The sequence below is a fragment of the Acidovorax sp. GBBC 1281 genome (assembly GCF_028473645.1).
GTDB lineage: Bacteria > Pseudomonadota > Gammaproteobacteria > Burkholderiales > Burkholderiaceae_C > Paracidovorax.
The window spans coordinates 1,648,237-1,664,793 of the sequence record NZ_CP097269.1; the positions used below are offsets into that span (position 1 = coordinate 1,648,237).

Sequence of the window (16,557 nt, forward strand, 5' to 3'; positions counted from 1 at the left end):
AGGGGGCCGGGGCCGGGTACATCCCGATTGTCCAAAAAATGCTTGGAAGTAAAAGGTTCCAAGAACTGTTACGTTTTGACATACTGCAGGGCGCGTGCCCCTCGGGCATGTCCTGACCAGTGTGTGTGTCCTGCCGTGATGGAAGGTTCAAAGCGACTGTGATGGTGTCTCCAGGAATGCATAGCGTGCGCGCCGCCTGCGCGACCGCCTTCGGCCCCCGGGGCCGGCCAGCGGCATGGGGTACCGGCCCATGGCGGTGAGCACCCGCTCCGGCGGCATCGGCGGCTTGCACGACCACGCCATGGGCGACTGGCGGTGGCGCCGCGGTGCCGCGCTGGTCGTTGCCATGGCGCTGCTCGGTGCATGGCTGGTGGTCGAAACCGTGGCGCACGTGCGCGCGGCGGGCCGGGGGGAGGAGCGCAGCCGCCAGCTGGCGCACACGGCCGATTCGCTGCTCAACCAAAGCATGGGCAGCCCGATCCTCGGTGCCGTGACGCTGCTGGGGCTCAGCGAGCCCGCGCTGAAAGAGGTCGCGACCGGCGAGCTGCCCCCCGATGCGCCCGAGGCGCTCGCCCGCCTGGCCGTGGTGCGCGGCCGGTTCCTCATGAGCGGCGTGTACGTGATGTCGCGCGATGGCACCGTGGTCGCCCACGAGACGCCGGGCGCGCCGTCCACCGGCATCAACCTGGCTTACCGGCCTTACTTCCAGCAGGCGATCCGGGGCGGGGTGAACGTGTACCCGGCGCTGGGCAGCAACACGCAGGAGCGCGGCCTGTACTACGCCGCGCCGCTGTACGAGGGCGATTCGCCGGCCAGCGCCATCATCGGCGTGGTGATGGTCAAGGTGTCGTTCGATGCGTTCGACGCGCAGATGGCCCGCTCCGGCTATCCCATGCTGCTGATGTCGCCCAAAGGCGTGGTGTTTTCTTCCACCCGGCCCGAATGGCGCTACGCCATGGCGCCCCCGCTCACCCAGGCGCGCATCGATGCCGTGCGCGATCAGCGGCAGTTCGGCAAGCTCTTCGACAACGGCGTGGCGTCGGCGCTGCCGTTCCGGCTCGATGCGCGCGAGGTGGTCGTGGACGGCACGACCTACGCGCTCGACAAGCACCCGCTCGACTGGAAGGACCCCGACGGCACCTGGCAGCTCGTCGCGCTGGACGATGTGAGCGCGCTGCTGGCCCCGTCGCGGCGCTGGCTGATCGGCGGCGGCACCTTCGCCCTGCTGCTGCTCATGGGCGGGATGATGCTGGAGATGCTGCGCCACCGCGCCCGCATGGCGGCTGCGATGGAGCGGTTCCAGGTGCTGGGCGCGGCGCTGCAGAGCAGCCCCGTGGCCGTGGTCATCACCGATGCGCAGGGCCGCATCGACTGGGTCAACACCGAATACGAGCGCAACAGCGGGCGCTCGCTGCAGGAGGTGCGCGGCAAAAAGCCCTCGGTCATCTCCAGCGGCCAGACGCCGCCGGAGACCTACCAGCAGCTGTGGGCCCGATTGCTGTCGGGCCAGTCGTGGCGGGGCGAATTCATCAACCGCCGGGCGGACGGCACCCTGTTCCATGAAGAGGCCACGCTCTCGCCCGTGTTCGACCAGCGCGGCCGGCGCATCGCCATCGTCGGGCTGCACGAAGACGTCACCGACCGCATCACCGCCCACCATGAGCTGCAGCGGCGCGAGCGCCTGCTCAACGACCTGCTGGCCCAGCAGACCGCCATCTTCGACAACGCGCCGCCCATCCTGCTGGTGTGCGACGGCCTGTGCCGCCAGTTCAACCCGGCGTTCGCCGAGCTCATGAAAGGCACCGTCGCCGACCTGCTGGGCCAACCCGTGTCTCGCCTGTTCGGCGGCGCGCAGCGGCACGGCGTGTTCCTGGAGCGCACCGGCCCCCGGCTGGAGGCGGGGCAGGCGGTGCGGGAGGTCTGCACGCTGCAGCGCCTGGACGGCACGGCGTTCGAGGCCCGCGTGTCCGGCCGCGGCCTGGACATGGACGGCTTCAGCGACTCGTGCCTGTGGGTGATCGAGGACGTGAGCGAGGCCCGCGCGGCCGAAGAGGCCATGCGCGAGATCAACGACCGCCTGGCGCTGGCGCAGGAGGCCGGCAAGGTCGGCGTGTTCGACCTGGACCTGGCCTCGGACCGGCTGGTGTGGAGCGACAAGCTCGAATCCCTCTACGGCGTGCCCCCGCAGCCCGAAGGGCGCAGCCTGCAGGACTGGCTCGACCGGCTGCACCCCGATGACCGGGTCCGCGCCCAGGCGCGCATCGACAGCGCCCTGGCCGGCAGCGACGGCCAGTTGCAGGACTCCTGGCGCGTGGTGCGCCACGATGGTGAGGTGCGCTGGTTCCTGTGCGCGGCGCGCATCATCCGCGACGAAGAAGGCCGCGCGCGGCGCCTCATCGGCGTGCAGGTGGACGTGAACGACCAGAAGCTGCTGGAGGCGCAGGTGGCCGAGCAACTGGTGTTCCAGCAGGCGCTCATCGACGCGATCCCGGTGCCGTTGTTCTACAAGGACGCGGAAGGGCGCTACGTGGGCTTCAACCACGCCTACGAGCGCGCCTTCGGCGTGCGGCGCGACGACCTCATCGGCCGCACCGTGCTGGACCTGCACTACCTTCCCGAGGCCGAGCGCGCCGCCTTCGACTCCGATGCGCAGTTCGCGCTGAGTGGCGCGCAGTCGGTGCACAAGGAGGTGGACCTGCCGTATGCCGACGGCGAGATCCACCACACGCTGTTCTGGCTGCATGGATTCCAGCGGCCCGATGGCACGGCGGGCGGCGCCATCGGCACGTTCGTGGACATCACCGACCGCCAGCGCGCCGAGCGCGAACTGCGCCGCGCCAAGGAGATGGCGGAGGAGACCACCGCGCTCAAGTCCAATTTCCTGGCCAACATGAGCCACGAGATCCGCACGCCGATGAACGCCATCATCGGGATGTCGCACCTGGCGCTCAAATCGGGCCTCACGCCGCGCCAGAGCGGCTATGTCTCCAAGATCCAGCAGGCCGGCCAGCACCTGCTGGGCGTCATCAACGACATCCTGGATTTCTCCAAGATCGAGGCCGGCAAGCTCATCGTCGAGAAGCAGCCCTTCGTGCTGGATCGCATGCTGGAGGGCGTGGCGGACGTGGTGGGCTACAAGGCCGGCGTGAAGGGGCTGGAGCTGGTGCTCGATGCGGCGGCCGACGTGCCCGCGCACCTGGTGGGCGATGCGTTGCGGCTGGGGCAGATCCTCATCAACTTCGCCAACAACGCCATCAAGTTCACCGAGCGTGGCGAGATCCACATCCTGGTGCGCGTGCTGGAGCGCGCAGCCCAGCGCGTGCTGCTGCGCTTCGAGGTGCGCGACACCGGCATCGGCATGACGCCCGAGCAGATGGGGCGGCTGTTCCAGAGCTTCCAGCAGGCCGATGCGTCCACCACGCGGCGCTATGGCGGCACCGGCCTGGGCCTGGCCATCTGCAAGAACCTGGCCGAACTCATGGGCGGCGAGGTGGGCGCGGAGAGCGAACCCGGCAAGGGCTCGGCCTTCTGGGTGACGCTGCCGCTGGACTGCGGCGTGCCCGCGCCCGCGCTGCGGCCGCCGCCTGGCGTGCGCGGGCGCCGCGTGCTGGTGGTGGATGACAACCAGACGGCGGCCACCGTGCTGTCCGACATGCTGCAGGCCATGGGCTTCGAGACCACCGAGGTGGAGTCCGGCCTGCAGGCGCTGGCCGCGCTGCGCCAGGGGATCGACGAGCAGCGTCCCTACGGCCTGCTGCTGATCGACTGGCACATGCCGGGCATGGACGGCATCGAGCTGGCCCGACGCATCCGCGAGATCGGCATGGACCGCGTGCCGCAGATGCTGATGGTCACCGCCTACGGGCGCGAGGAGGTGATGCAGGCGGCCCGTGCGCAGGGCATCGAGACCGTGCTGGTCAAGCCGGTGAGCGCCTCGGTGCTGTACGACACGCTGGTGCAGCCGCTGGAGCATGGCTGGATGCCCACCCAGGCCCATCTGGCCCAGCCGGGGGGCGACCAGCCGCCGCTGGCGGTGCGCGGGGCCCACGTCCTGTTGGTGGAGGACAACGAACTCAACCAGTTGGTGGCCCTGGAACTGCTGCGCGACGCCGGCTTCGTGGTGGACGTGGCGCCCCATGGGCAGGCGGCGCTCGATTGCATCGGGCGCCAGGACTACGACGCCGTGCTGATGGACATGCAGATGCCCGTGATGGACGGCGAGACCGCCACACGCGCCCTGCGAGCCGACCCGCGCCACTCCAGCCTGCCGATCATCGCCATGACCGCGAACGCCATGGAATCCGACCGCCAGCGCTGCTTTGCCGCCGGCATGGACGACCACGTCCCCAAGCCCATCGAGCCGGCGGTGCTCTGGCGCGCCCTGGCGCGGTGGATCCGTCCACGCCCAGGGCTCGGCGTGCGGCTGGACGGGGCGGGCGGTGCGGCCGGGGAAGGCGCGGCAATGCCGGGCCCCGCCGCGCCGGCCCCGGCGGCCACCGGCATGGCGGGGCCGGCGCCGCTGCCCGGCGGGGTGCCAGGGCTGGACACGGTGCTCGGGCTGCAGCGCGCGCTGGGCCGGCCGGCGCTGTATGCCGACATGCTGCGCCGTTTCGCGGAGGGCCAGCGCCACGTGGCGCGCGACCTTTCGGCGGCGGTGCAGGCGCAGGACTGGGAGCAGGCCGAGCGGCTGGCGCACACCCTGCGCTCGGTGGCGGCCAACATCGGCGCGCAGCCGCTGTCCAGCGAGGCAGAGGCCCTGGAACAGGCCCTGCGCAGCGGCCAGCGCAGCGCCGCGCTGCAGCGCCTTTGCGACGGCGTGGACCGGCGCGCGGGCGAACTGCTTCAGGGGCTGGATGCCTGGGCCGCGGCAGCGCAGCCCGCGGCGCCCGCGCCGGCCGACGCCGTGCCGGGCCAGCCGGCGCCGCTGGCACTGCGCCCGGCCCTGCAGCGGCTGCAGGTGCTGCTGCAGGCCGACGATCCGGCCGCGGTGGAGCATCTGCAGCAAAATAGGCCGCTGCTGGAAAGTGCGTTGGGCGCGGCGTTCGTCGCGCTGGAATCGGATACCCGGAGTTTCGAGTTTGAGCGGGCCTTGGACACGCTGCATGCTGCGGCGCAATCGGACCTCGACGGGTCCGAGCCTTCTCCAGGCGGGCCCGCATGACAGGACCACCCCATGGACATTCCCCATTTCTATGCCGACGAGTCCCCTTTTGTCGAAAAGCCCATCGCCACCGTGCTGGTGGTGGACGACACGCCCGACAACCTCACGCTCATGGGGACGCTGCTGCGCGACCACTACCACGTCAAGGTCGCCAACCAGGGCGAGAAGGCCCTGCGCATCGCGCAGTCGGCCCCGCCGCCCGATCTGATCCTGCTGGACATCATGATGCCCGGCATCGACGGCTACGAGGTCTGCCGCCAGCTCAAGGCACACCCGCAGTCGCGCGACATTCCCATCATCTTCCTCACCGCGCGCTCCACGTCCGACGATGAGCGCACGGGCCTGGCGGCCGGCGCGGTGGACTACATCACCAAGCCCATCAGCCCGCCCATCCTGCTGGCACGCGTGCACACGCACCTGGCGCTGAAGGCCACCGCCGATTTCCTGCGCGACAAGAGCGCGTATCTCGAGCGCGAGGTGGCCATGCGCACGCTGGAGGTGCAGGCCATCCAGGACGTGACCATCATGGCCATGACCTCGCTGGCCGAAACGCGCGACAACGAAACGGGCAACCACATCCGGCGCACGCAGCTGTACGTGAAGGCCCTGGCCGAGCATCTGCGCACGCACCCGCGCTTCGAGCAGGCGCTGACCGAACGCATGATCGAGCTGCTGTACAAGTCGGCGCCGCTGCACGACATCGGCAAGATCGGCATTCCCGACCGTATCCTGCTCAAGCCCGGCAAACTCACCGTGGAAGAGTTCGAGGTCATGAAGACGCACACCACGCTGGGCCGCAACGCCATCGAAGACGCCGAGCGGCGCCTGGGCATGCGCGTGGCGTTCCTGAGCGTGTCGAAAGAGATCGCCTACAGCCACCAGGAAAAGTGGGACGGCACCGGCTACCCGGAGGGCCTGGCGGGCGATGCCATTCCCGTCTCGGCCCGGCTCATGGCCGTGGCCGACGTGTACGACGCGCTCATCAGCAAGCGCATCTACAAGCCCGCGTACTCGCATGAACAGGCCTGCGCCACCATCGTGCGGGGCCGCGGCGCGCATTTCGACCCCGACATGGTGGACGCCTTCGTGGAACTGGCCGACGACTTCCGCGACATCGCGGTCAAGTATCCCGACCCGCAATAGCCGCCGAAGGCCGCAGGCCGGCGGAAAAGAAAAAAGGGACTGCCGCGCGACCCACGGGCCGCAGCGGCAATCCCTTCGCGCGGGCGCTGTCGGTCAGCGGGCGCCGGTGGCGGCTTCGCCGTCCTCGGCCGGGGTGGCCGGCACCACGTCGTCCAGGCCGTCCGTGGGCAGCGAGAGGTTGGCCGCCGCCTGGCGCACGGCCGCCTTGTCACCGGCGCTGGCGAACTGGCTGTATTTGCTCAGGATGGGCACCAGCTGGCCGTAGATGCGCGGTGCGCCGGCCAGGCATTCGCGCTGCTCCAGGAAGTCCGCCTCGCCCGTGAAGTTGCCGACCAGGCCGCCGGCCTCGGTCACCAGCAGCGAGCCGGCCGCCACGTCCCAGATCGACAGGCCGGTCTCGAAGAACGCTTCGGTGTAGCCCGCGGCCACGTAGGCCAGGTCCAGCGCGGCGGCGCCCGGGCGGCGCAGGCCGGCGGTGCGCTGCATTACGTCGGCCATGATGTTCAGGTAGTTCTTGAAGTTGTCGCCCGGGCGGAACGGAAAGCCGGTGGAGATCAGGCATTCCTTGAGCTGCGTGCGCTTGGAGACGCGGATGCGGCGCTCGTTCAGGTAGGCGCCGCGGCCCTTGGTGGCGGTGAAGAGGTCGTTGCGGGTCGGGTCGTAGATCACGGCCTGCTCGACCTTGCCGCGCACGGCCAGCGCGATGCTCACGCAATAGACCGGAAAGCCGTGGATGAAGTTGGTGGTGCCGTCCAGCGGGTCGATGATCCAGACGAACTCCGAATCCTTCGCGCTGTACTCGCTGCCCGATTCCTCGGCCAGGATGCCGTGGCCGGGGTAGGCGGTGAGCAGCGTCTCGATGATAGCCTTTTCGCTCGCGTGGTCCACCTCGGTCACGAAATCGTTGATCTGCTTTTGCGAGATCCGCACGGATTCCACGTCCAGGGCCGCGCGGTTGATGATGGCGCCGGCGGCGCGTGCGGCCTTGATGGCCACGTTGAGCATGGGGTGCAGATTGGTCGACATTGGATTGTGGCGTGGGCCGGGCGCGCGGCAAGGGCGGCCTGGCGGTTCAGGAACGGGGAATGGCGCCCCGGCGATGCGGACGGCGACAATGAGCGCGCGATTTTACCCGTACTGCCTTTTTTCACCGACCGCGCGCCATGAAGACCCGTTTCATCCTCCTCCACACCAGCCATGCCGGCAACGTCGGCGCCGCCGCCCGCGCCATGAAGACCATGGGCTTCGGCGACCTGGTGCTCGTCGCCCCGCGCTGGGCCAACGTGCTGCGCCGCGAGGAAACCATCCAGCGCGCCAGCGGCGCCTTGGACGTGCTGGAGAACGCGCGCATCGTCGCCACGCTGGACGAGGCCCTGGACGGCATGAGCCACCTGTGCGCCACCGCCATGACCCCGCGCGACTTCGGCCCGCCGACGCGCTCGCCGCGCGAGCATTTCGAGTTGCTATTGAAAAGTGAGCAATATGCCCTAGAAGAACATGCGCTGGAGCCCGATTCGGCTCCAACGTCCACCGCCGAGGCCGGCGTGGCCTTCCTGTTCGGCAGCGAGCGCTTCGGCATGGCCAACGACGACGTGTACCGCTGCCACGTGGCGCTGTCGATTCCCACCAACCCCACCTTCGGCTCGCTCAACCTGGGCGCGGCCATCCAGGTCGTCGCCTACGAATGGCGCCTGGCGCTCGGCGGGTTCTCCACCGCCGCGCTGCCGCAGGAAGGCACGGCCGCACCCGTCACCGAGCGGGCCGATGCCGCGCAGGTGGCCGGCATGCTGGCGCACTGGGAGCGCGCGCTGGTGGACATCGGCTTTCTCGACCCCGCCGCGCCCAAGAAGCTCATGCCGCGCCTGAACCAGTTGTTCAACCGCGCGCAACTCACGCCCGAGGAAATCCACATCCTGCGCGGTGTCGCCAAAGCCATGACCGGCGCCGCGCAGGCAAAGCGCTAGACTCGGCGGCTCTTTTTCCGCTGCGCCCCCACGCCCCACCACCCCATGTTTGCCCGCCTGCGCTCCGACGTCCAGTGCATCCTCGACCGCGACCCCGCCGCGCGCAGCACCTGGGAGGTGGTCACCTGCTACCCCGGACTGCACGCGATCTGGCTGCACCGGCCGGCGCACTGGTGCTGGCGCCACGGCCTGCCGTGGCTGGGGCGCTTCATTTCGCATTTCGCGCGCTGGATGACCGGCATCGAGATCCACCCGGGCGCCAAGATCGGCGAGCGCGTCTTCTTCGACCATGCCATGGGCGTGGTGGTCGGCGAAACCGCCGAAATCGGCGACGGCTGCACCATCTACCAGGGCGTGACCCTGGGCGGCACATCGCTCTACAAGGGCGCCAAGCGCCACCCGACGCTGGGCAAGGACGTGGTGGTGAGCGCCGGCGCCAAGGTGCTGGGCGGCTTCGAGGTGGGGGACGGCGCCAAGATCGGCAGCAACGCGGTGGTCATCAAGCCCGTGCCGCCAGGCGCCACGGCCGTGGGCATCCCGGCCCGCATCATTCCCTCCAAGGCCGGCCAGAGCGCCGACGTGACCGAGCCGCAGGCCTCGCGCCCGTTCACCGCCTACGGCATCACGCAGGAAGACGACCCGCTCTCGCAGGCCATGCGCGGCCTGATCGACAACGCCTCGTCGCAGGAGCACCAGATCGCGCTGCTGTGGCAGGCCATCGAAAAGCTTTCGGCCAACCCGCAGGCACCGGCCAAGGACTGCGTGCCCTGCGACGCGGCGCGCGAGGAGCAGTTCCAGGCGGACAAGCTCAACGAGCTGGTGGGGAAGTAGCCGGCGCGGTGGTCAGTGGCCGGTGGCGGCCCCGGCTTCGGTGTGCAAGCCAAAAAGGCCTGCAACGCAATAAATACTAGGGCGTTATGCTATAAAAAATATAGCATCAGCGCCGCACGGCCGATTTCGGCCGGAACGCCTTGCACACCGCGTCGTGCGTTTCCAGGTACGGCCCGCCGATCAAATCGATGCAGTAGGGCACCGCGGCGAAGATGCCCGGCACGATCTGGCTGCCGTCCTCGCCCCGCAGGCCCTCCAGCGTTTCCGCAATCGCCTTGGGCTGGCCAGGCAGGTTGACGATGAGCGTGCTGCCGCGCACCACCGCCACTTGGCGCGAGAGGATGGCCGTGGGCACGAAGCGCAGGCCGATCTGGCGCATCTGCTCGCCGAAGCCCGGCATCTCCTTGTGGGCCACGGCCAGCGTGGCCTCGGGCGTGACGTCGCGCAGGGCGGGGCCCGTGCCGCCGGTGGTCAGCACGAGGCTGCAGCCGGCGGTGTCGGCCAGCTCGATCAGCGTGGCGCTGATGGTGGCCTGGTCGTCGGGGATCAGCCGGGGCTCGAAGGCGATGGGGTTGCGCAGCGCGCGGGCCAGCCAGTCCTGCAGTGCGGGCAGGCCCTTGTCCTCGTAGACGCCGGTGCTGGCCCGGTCGCTGATGGAGACGATGCCGATGCGCACCGGCTCGAAGCCGCCGGTTGCGGCAGGTGCCACGGCGTCAGGCATCGCGGCCGGTCTCTTCGTGGCGGGCGTGGGTGGCCGCGTCTTCCATCTGCTCGCGCACCAGCTGGAACAGCTCGCGGTAGGCGCGGCCCTTGCGTGGGGCCAGGCCCTCGGACACCTGCACGTTCGCGACCTTGCCCTCGGGCTGCGCATCCTTGCGCGCCTGGCGGATGAGCGCGCGGATCTGCTGCGTGTCGGTGCGCGGAAAGCGCTCCAGCCATTCGGGCAGCGCGGCGTCGTCGGCGATCAGCCGGTCGCGCCAGCGCTCGGAGGCGTGCAGCGCGAGCTTTTCGGCGGCCGAGCCGTTGTGCTGCTCGTCCAGCGCGGCCTGGGCGGCGGCCACGGCGGTGGGATCGAGCTGGCGCATGATCTTGCCGACGTACTGCATCTGGCGGCGCTTGCCCTCGAAGTTGGTGATGCGCCTGGCCTCGGCCAGCGCGTCGCGCAGCTTCTCGGGCAGCTGCAGGCGTTCCATCAGGTCGGCGCGCAGCGTGAGCAGGTCTTCGCCGAGCTTCTGCAGCGCATCGCTCTCGCGCTTCAGGTCGGTCCGGCTCGCTTCGTGCGTGCCTTTGAGCTCGGCTTTCAGTTCGATGTCCAGCTCGCTGCCTTCGGCAACGAACTGGCCTCGCACGTAGTAGCCTTTTTTGGGTTTGCGTGACATGGTGGGGGCAATGGGAGGGGCACGCGTGTGCCCATACAGGCTTCGGCACCTTGGCGCCGAAGGCGGCAAGTATCATAGCCGCCGATATGAATACACCCAGCCCACGCGCCGCCGGCGCCGCCCCGAAGACACCCGACAGCGGTTTCAGCTACACCCGCCCGTTTTTCGAAGACCTCGTGGACCGAGCCCTGGCGCACGCCAAGAAGCTGGGCGCCACCGACGCCGGCGCCGAGGCCTCCGAGGGCTGCGGCCTGTCGGTCAGCGTGCGCAAGGGTGAGCTGGAGAACGTCGAGCGCAACCGCGACAAGTCGCTGGGCGTGACGGTCTACATCGGCCACCGGCGCGGCAACGCCAGCACCTCGGATTTTTCCAACGCCGCCATCGAGCAGACGGTGCAGGCCGCCTACGACATCGCCCGCTTCACCGCCGAAGACCCGGTGGCCGGCCTGCCGGACGAGGCCGACATCGCCCCCGAGGACTCGCACCGCGAGCTGGAGCTGTTCCACCCCTGGGCCATCACCAGCGAGGAGGCCGCGCGCATCGCCATGGAATGCGAAGCCGCCGCGCTGCAGACCAGCCGCCGCATCACCAACAGCGAAGGCGCGGGCGTGTCGGCCCAGCAGAGCCACTTCTTCAGCGCCCACACGCGCGGCTTTCGCGGCGGCTATGCCAGCTCGCGCCACAGCCTGTCGGTGGCGCCCATCGCCGCGCTGCCCGGCAAGAATGCCGACATGCAGCGCGATGCTTGGTACAGCTCCATGCGCGATGCGCGCGAGCTGGCCGCGCCGGCCCAGGTGGGCCGCTACGCCGCCGAACGCGCCCTGAGCCGCCTGGGCAGCCGCAAGATCCCCACCACGCAGTGCCCCGTGCTGTTCGAGTCGCCCCTGGCGGCCGGCCTGCTGGGCGGCTTCGTGCAGGCCGTGAGCGGCGGCGCGCTGTACCGCAAGAGCACCTTCTTGCTCGACTCGCTGGGCAAGCCGGTGCTGCCCAAGCACATCGACATCCTGGAAGACCCCTTCATTCTTCGCGGCAAGGGCAGTTCGCCCTTCGACGACGAAGGCGTGCGCGTGGCGCCCCGCAAGGTGGTGGATGCCGGCCGCGTGGAGGGCTACTTCCTGTCCAGCTACTCGGCGCGCAAGCTGGGCATGAAGACCACCGGCAACTCGGGCGGCTCGCACAACCTCACGCTCACCTCGCGCCGCACCCGCGCGGGCGACGACCTCGACGCCATGCTGAAAAAGCTGGGCACCGGCCTGTTCGTGATCGAGCTGATGGGGCAGGGCGTGAACTACGTGACGGGCGACTACTCGCGCGGCGCCAGCGGCTTCTGGGTGGAGAACGGCCAGATCGCCTACCCGGTGCATGAGATCACCATCGCCGGCAACCTGAAGGACATGCTGAAAGGCATCGAAGCCGTGGGCGCCGATGCCTACAACTACGGCGCCAAGACCGTGGGCTCGATCCTCGTGAACCGCATGAAGGTGGCGGGCAGCTGATGCAGCACGCAGCGATGCCGAAAGCACCTGCCCCAACAAAAAACCCGCCAGCGGCGGGTTTTTTGTTGGGCTGAGCGAAAACCGATCAGCGCTGGCGGCGCAGGCGGGCGATGCCGAACATGCCGAGCAGCGAGGCCATCAACATTAGGCCCCATTCGGATACGGTGGGAATCGGCGATGCCGTCACCGCGGCGGCCGCCATGGAGAAGCTCACGGGCGAGGCGTTGGCCGTGCTGCGGGAGGTGTCGGTCACGGTGGAGACGAGGCAGGTGTTGGTGACCCCGCTGTTGCCCGTGCCCACGGTCTGGCAGCCGGAATTGTGGGTGGCGGTGCCTGCGTTGCTGGCGATCACTGCGGCCGTGAAACGGTCCGCCGTGGTGTGGGGCGCCGTGCCCGTCAGCCACAGCACGGCCTGCATCAGATTCACGTTCGTGATGTTGCCGGAGGCGTCGGTGGAGATGCGCAGCGTGTTCAGGCGCGCATTGGCATCGGTCGAGGCGACGGTATCGAGCCCGGTGGAGAAGCTGTAGGAGGTGACGGTCGAGCCGATCTCCAGGTTGCTGGCGTTGGCCGGCAGGTTGCCGGCCGTCGTGAACGTGCCGGTCACGTTGTTCGTGGTCAGGAAGTTGGCGCATAGGCTCGCGGGCGTCGTGGTGCAGTTCGTGTAGTTCTGCAGGCTGGCGTAGTTGCCGGTGCTGTTGATGTTGACCGTGGCACCGAACGATGTGCCGGCCGCCAGGGTGAGCACGGTGCCCAATAGGATTTTTCGGCGCTGTTGCACAAATCGAATTGCAGACGGCATGACCCCAACCCCAGACGGACCTATGCCACAGCAGTCACCGACACGGTGTGAGGACGGCCGATCTGACTGAACCGATTGAGCAAGGCCACGCGGACATGCAGCTCCACAACCTGGCGGTCGAACGTGCGCGCGATCACCCGTTCGCCCAGTCGCTTGAAGCAGTGCATCTTCGTCTCCACAAGGCTGCGCCGGTGGTAGCCGCTCCACTTCTTCCAAATGCCGCGACCCAGGCGCTGGCACGCCCGAATGGCCTCATTACGATGCGCCGAGCCCGGACTCGACTTCTTCCAATGGCTGGCGTTCTTGCGGGGCGGGATCACCGCCATCGCGTGCCGCTCGGCAATGGCGTCCAGGCAGGCGCGCGTGTCGTAGGCGCCATCGGCACTGACGCTTTCGATGGATTCGTCAGTGGGAATCTGAGCCAGCAACCCGGGCAACATCGGCGCATCCCCAATGGCGTTGCTGGTCACCTCGATGGCGCGTATTTCCAGCGTCTGCGCGTCGATGCTCAGATGGACCTTGCGCCATTCGCGCCGGTATTCAGCACCATGCTTCTTGCGTTTTCACTCTCCTTCGCCCAGGAACTTGATGCCGGTGCTGTCCACCAGCAACTGCAGCGGCGAGTTGGTTCGCTGGTAGCTCAGTTCGACCTGCAAGGTCTTTTGGCGCCGGCAAACAGTGCTGAAGTCAGGTACCGGCCAGTCCAGCTTTGCCAGCCGCAGCAGGCTCTGCACCATGCCCAGCGCCTGTCGCAAGGGCTGGCCGAACAGGCACTTGATGCTCAGGCAGAACTGGATTGCTGCGTCCGAGAAGGTTCGGCTGCGTCCACGCCTGCCGGTCGGCGTGCCAAACCACTGCATGCCCTCATCTAGCCACATCGTCAACGAGCCTCGCGCTTTCAGCGCCGCGTTGTACGCCTTCCAGTTCGTCGTGCGGTACTTGCTCCGCTGCCTGTTCTTCGTCTCTGTCACGCAGTCAGTCTACGGGCATCAGCATCGCGATTTGTGCAACAAAGCCCAAGCCCGGTGTCTCCACCCCATTTTTGATCACTTCACTCGTCGGCAAGATGGCATCTAGAGTCCTGCAGTCCTTCCCCTGGCTTTATGTCAAAAAGTCCAGCATCAGCGCGCCCAACCGAACCTTGGCAATGTGTTGGCGATATTTTGGCGTAGATGTCCCGTGAATGCCTTTTCGCAACAAGCTCCCTTATGTTCGCTACCGCACATAAGTCATTCCGCGTTGTTCATATACTTTTTGAAACACTCAAGCGAACAAGCCACACCTATGTCCCGCGTTCCACTGCAACCTGACGACGTCTCCAGCAACGGAATACTGCATGCGATGGCCGCAGACGATTTGCAGCGCTGGCTACCCCTCATCGATGTGCTGGAGCTTCCGCTGGGGCAGGTGCTGTACGAGTCCGGCGCGGCGGTGCGGCACATCTACTTTCCGTCCACCGCCATCGTGTCGCTGCTGTATGTGATGGAAGACGGCTCCTCCGCGGAGATCGCCGTCGTGGGGCGGGAAGGCGTGGTGGGCATTTCCCTCTTCATGGGGGGCGGGTCGATCCTGAGCCGGGCCGTGGTGCAGAGCGCCGGCCGGGCCTTTCGCATCCGGGCCGATCGCATCCGCGGCGACGTGGCCAATCCGGCCATCCTGCCGCTGCTGCTGCGCTACATCCAGGCACTCATCACGCAGATGTCGCAGACCGCGGTCTGCAATCGCCACCACATGCTGGACCAGCAACTGTGCCGTTGGCTGCTGCTCAGCCTGGACCGGCTGGAGGGCAGCACGCTCGTCATGACGCAGGAGCTGATCGCGGGCATGCTGGGCGTGCGGCGCGAAGGCGTGACGGAAGCGGCCATGAAGCTGCAGAAGGCTGGGCTGATCCGCTACACGCGCGGGCGCATCGAGGTGCTGGACCGGCCTGCGCTGGAGCAGCGCTCGTGCGAGTGCTACGCCGTGGTCAAGCGCGAGTACGACCGGCTGTTGCCGCCCTCGCACAGCCTCTGAGCGGTTCGTTCCGGGGCTGCGCCGCAGGGCCGGTCATTCCGCAAGCGGCGGTTGCGCTGTCCTTTCTCTCAGCGCATGGCGTTCGGCGATACGTCGCTCATGACCCAGGAGTACAGCGCCACGAACACGAGCGCATCGAACACGGCGCCGAAGCAGATGTACAGCACCGGCATGTAGAGCACCGACAGATGGTGCATGAGGAACGCCTGCGCCATCACCTGGTGGGGGATGAGCAACGCGAAGAACGCCAGGATCGCCAGGGTGTTGCCCACCTTCGACAGCAGGCTTTCGTTCAGGATGTAGTAGCCGGCGCCCAGCATCACCGGCGTGGCGACCATCATCACGTAGCCGATGAACATCAGCTCTTCGCTGTGCCGGGAAATCGTGTACGGAAAATGCTGCGGGATGAACCAGAAGTAGGCCAGCGCGAACGCCTGCACCACGCCGATGATGCGCATCGGGTACTTGAGGGGCAGGCTGGCTTTGCGCATCCGCAGCGAGGCCAAGAGCAGCACCACCACCATGCCCGCCGCGGCCGCCATGCCGGCCATGCCGGGCAGGGGGCGGTCGCTCGCGCCCGCGGTGAGCGCCATGCCGTCCGAGCCCACGCGGCCGTCGATCAGCAATCGCCGCAAAGGAATGTCCAGGGCCTGCGACCAGAACACGATGACGTCCCGCCAGAAGTCGAACAGGTCGCGCCGCCCCCACACCAACAGCGCACACAGCGCCGCGGGCAGCACGATGGCCTGGATCAGCAGGAAGGGCGTCACCTTCAGGGGGGTCATGGAGCGGTGCGGGCGGCTGTGCACCTGCCTGCCGGTTTCGCGCAAGGCCTCGAAGGTGGCGGCGAAGGCGCGGCCGTGCGGATGCGCGGCATCGGCCGGGATGGGGGTGGTTGGTGTCATGGCGTCTCTGCTCAGAAATCGTGGAACAGGCCGACGGTGGCGCCCGCCCGCCGGTACAGCGGGTTGCTGTAGCGGTTCACGGCCAGCAGCAGGCCGGTGTTCTGGCCGATCCAGTGTCGCCAGGCGATGCTGGCCTCGCGGCTGGTGAAGTTGACCAGCTGCGTGGCGGGGCCGGTGGCCAGATAGCCTTCGCCCCCCCAGCCGACCCGCGCGGTCACCAGGTCGGCCTTGGCGCGGCCCCAGGTCAGGGCCACGAAGTGCTGGCGCGTGTTCACGCTGCCCGGGGCGCTTTCGTTGAAGCGCACGCCGCCCTCGACGATCCAGGGCGCCTCGAAGTAGTAGGTGGCCCCCAGCAGCACGCTGCGGTCGGAGTGACCGTCCGGCGCCCTGTAGTAGCCCGCGCCCAGGGTGCCCACCAGCCGGCGGTCGGCCAGGAATTTGCGGTTCAGCGTGGCGTCCACGCGGTACTTGGGCAGGTAGAACGCGCCGTCGCCAGCGCCGAGGGTCACCGAGCCGTACCAGTCTTCGTCGAAACGGTATGTATCTCCCACGCCCAGGTAGGTGCCGCCCACGCCGAAGCGCCGGTGCGAAGACAGCTCGCCCTGCAGCACATGGCCGGGCAGGCCCCATCCGCCGGTGAGCGTCATGTCGCGCCAGTTGCCGTAGGGGCCGCTCAGGTGCTGCGTCCCCGCGCTGAGCTGCAGGCTGCGGGTGCGCTCTTCGACGGGTGCGGGCGGCGCGGGGATGACCAGGTCCTGTCCTGTGGCGGGTGCCTGGGCCAGGCCGGGCGCGGGCGCGCACAGGGCAAGCAGCCAGAGAAAGTGAAGGGCCGGGTGGCGTTGCATGCGGGGGGCTCCAATGGG

Annotated in this window: 12 protein-coding genes and 1 pseudogene; 6 read left to right on the top strand and 7 right to left on the bottom strand. The window is 68.4% G+C overall.

Annotated features, from left to right (window positions below; genetic code table 11):
• Window positions 1-250: 250 nt before the first annotated feature.
• Together M5C96_RS07485 and M5C96_RS07490 are read left to right on the top strand one after the other, a co-directional pair.
• Window positions 251-5,161: a PAS domain S-box protein gene (locus M5C96_RS07485; RefSeq protein ID WP_272568249.1), complete on the top strand. Its 4,911-nt coding sequence runs from the start codon at window positions 251-253 to the stop codon at window positions 5,159-5,161.
• Window positions 5,162-5,173: 12 nt separating this feature from the next.
• Window positions 5,174-6,304, top strand: a complete 1,131-nt coding sequence (locus M5C96_RS07490) for a response regulator (protein WP_272568250.1) — start codon at window positions 5,174-5,176, stop codon at window positions 6,302-6,304.
• Window positions 6,305-6,397: 93 nt separating this feature from the next.
• On the opposite strand, the gene M5C96_RS07495 is transcribed toward M5C96_RS07490, so the two are convergent.
• Window positions 6,398-7,330, bottom strand: coding sequence for an inositol monophosphatase family protein (locus M5C96_RS07495; RefSeq protein WP_272568251.1), 933 nt, complete (start codon window positions 7,328-7,330; stop codon window positions 6,398-6,400).
• 137 nt (window positions 7,331-7,467) lie between these two features.
• Between M5C96_RS07495 and M5C96_RS07500 the strand changes: the two genes are divergently transcribed.
• Together M5C96_RS07500 and cysE are read left to right on the top strand one after the other, a co-directional pair.
• Window positions 7,468-8,268 (top strand): RNA methyltransferase, encoded by an 801-nt coding sequence (locus M5C96_RS07500; RefSeq protein WP_272568254.1) that lies wholly within the window; start codon window positions 7,468-7,470, stop codon window positions 8,266-8,268.
• Window positions 8,269-8,313: 45 nt separating this feature from the next.
• Complete coding sequence (gene cysE / locus M5C96_RS07505) at window positions 8,314-9,099, top strand: serine O-acetyltransferase (RefSeq protein WP_272568255.1); 786 nt, start codon at window positions 8,314-8,316, stop codon at window positions 9,097-9,099.
• A gap of 106 nt (window positions 9,100-9,205) precedes the next feature.
• On the opposite strand, the gene mog is transcribed toward cysE, so the two are convergent.
• The gene (mog, locus tag M5C96_RS07510; RefSeq protein WP_442867368.1) at window positions 9,206-9,808 is read right to left on the bottom strand and encodes a molybdopterin adenylyltransferase; all 603 of its coding nucleotides are present in this window, start codon (window positions 9,806-9,808) and stop codon (window positions 9,206-9,208) included.
• Window positions 9,809-9,812: 4 nt separating this feature from the next.
• On the bottom strand, window positions 9,813-10,478 hold the full coding sequence (gene yjgA, locus M5C96_RS07515; protein ID WP_272568258.1) for a ribosome biogenesis factor YjgA: 666 nt from the start codon (window positions 10,476-10,478) through the stop codon (window positions 9,813-9,815).
• A gap of 86 nt (window positions 10,479-10,564) precedes the next feature.
• Here yjgA and pmbA point away from each other — a divergent pair, with 86 nt between their 5' ends.
• On the top strand, window positions 10,565-11,974 hold the full coding sequence (gene pmbA / locus M5C96_RS07520; RefSeq protein ID WP_272568260.1) for a metalloprotease PmbA: 1,410 nt from the start codon (window positions 10,565-10,567) through the stop codon (window positions 11,972-11,974).
• Between the two features lie 85 nt (window positions 11,975-12,059).
• Here the strand turns inward: pmbA and M5C96_RS07525 are convergent, their stop codons facing one another.
• Both M5C96_RS07525 and M5C96_RS07530 read right to left on the bottom strand, forming a co-directional pair.
• A complete protein-coding gene (locus M5C96_RS07525) occupies window positions 12,060-12,722 on the bottom strand; it encodes an IPTL-CTERM sorting domain-containing protein (protein ID WP_284428156.1) in 663 nt (220 codons plus the stop codon).
• 74 nt (window positions 12,723-12,796) lie between these two features.
• A pseudogene (locus M5C96_RS07530) lies at window positions 12,797-13,747 on the bottom strand (IS5 family transposase).
• Between the two features lie 313 nt (window positions 13,748-14,060).
• On the opposite strand from M5C96_RS07530, the gene M5C96_RS07535 reads away from it, so the two are divergent.
• Window positions 14,061-14,789 (top strand): Crp/Fnr family transcriptional regulator, encoded by a 729-nt coding sequence (locus tag M5C96_RS07535; protein WP_442867369.1) that lies wholly within the window; start codon window positions 14,061-14,063, stop codon window positions 14,787-14,789.
• A 68-nt stretch (window positions 14,790-14,857) separates the two neighbouring features.
• Here the strand turns inward: M5C96_RS07535 and M5C96_RS07540 are convergent, their stop codons facing one another.
• Entirely contained in the window at window positions 14,858-15,694 is an 837-nt protein-coding gene (locus M5C96_RS07540) for a hypothetical protein (RefSeq protein WP_272568262.1), read from the bottom strand.
• A gap of 11 nt (window positions 15,695-15,705) precedes the next feature.
• Entirely contained in the window at window positions 15,706-16,539 is an 834-nt protein-coding gene (locus M5C96_RS07545) for a YaiO family outer membrane beta-barrel protein (RefSeq protein ID WP_272568264.1), read from the bottom strand.
• Between the last annotated feature and the right edge of the window lie 18 nt (window positions 16,540-16,557).

Coding starts and splice junctions, on each gene's coding strand:
- M5C96_RS07490 (WP_272568250.1), top strand. CDS start 5,174: ATGGACATTCCCCATTTCTATGCCGACGAGTCCCCTTTTGTCGAAAAG.
- M5C96_RS07545 (WP_272568264.1), bottom strand. CDS start 16,539: ATGCAACGCCACCCGGCCCTTCACTTTCTCTGGCTGCTTGCCCTGTGC.
- cysE (WP_272568255.1), top strand. CDS start 8,314: ATGTTTGCCCGCCTGCGCTCCGACGTCCAGTGCATCCTCGACCGCGAC.
- M5C96_RS07540 (WP_272568262.1), bottom strand. CDS start 15,694: ATGACACCAACCACCCCCATCCCGGCCGATGCCGCGCATCCGCACGGC.
- M5C96_RS07500 (WP_272568254.1), top strand. CDS start 7,468: ATGAAGACCCGTTTCATCCTCCTCCACACCAGCCATGCCGGCAACGTC.
- M5C96_RS07495 (WP_272568251.1), bottom strand. CDS start 7,330: ATGTCGACCAATCTGCACCCCATGCTCAACGTGGCCATCAAGGCCGCA.
- M5C96_RS07535 (WP_442867369.1), top strand. CDS start 14,061: ATGTCCCGCGTTCCACTGCAACCTGACGACGTCTCCAGCAACGGAATA.
- pmbA (WP_272568260.1), top strand. CDS start 10,565: ATGAATACACCCAGCCCACGCGCCGCCGGCGCCGCCCCGAAGACACCC.
- yjgA (WP_272568258.1), bottom strand. CDS start 10,478: ATGTCACGCAAACCCAAAAAAGGCTACTACGTGCGAGGCCAGTTCGTT.
- M5C96_RS07485 (WP_272568249.1), top strand. CDS start 251: ATGGCGGTGAGCACCCGCTCCGGCGGCATCGGCGGCTTGCACGACCAC.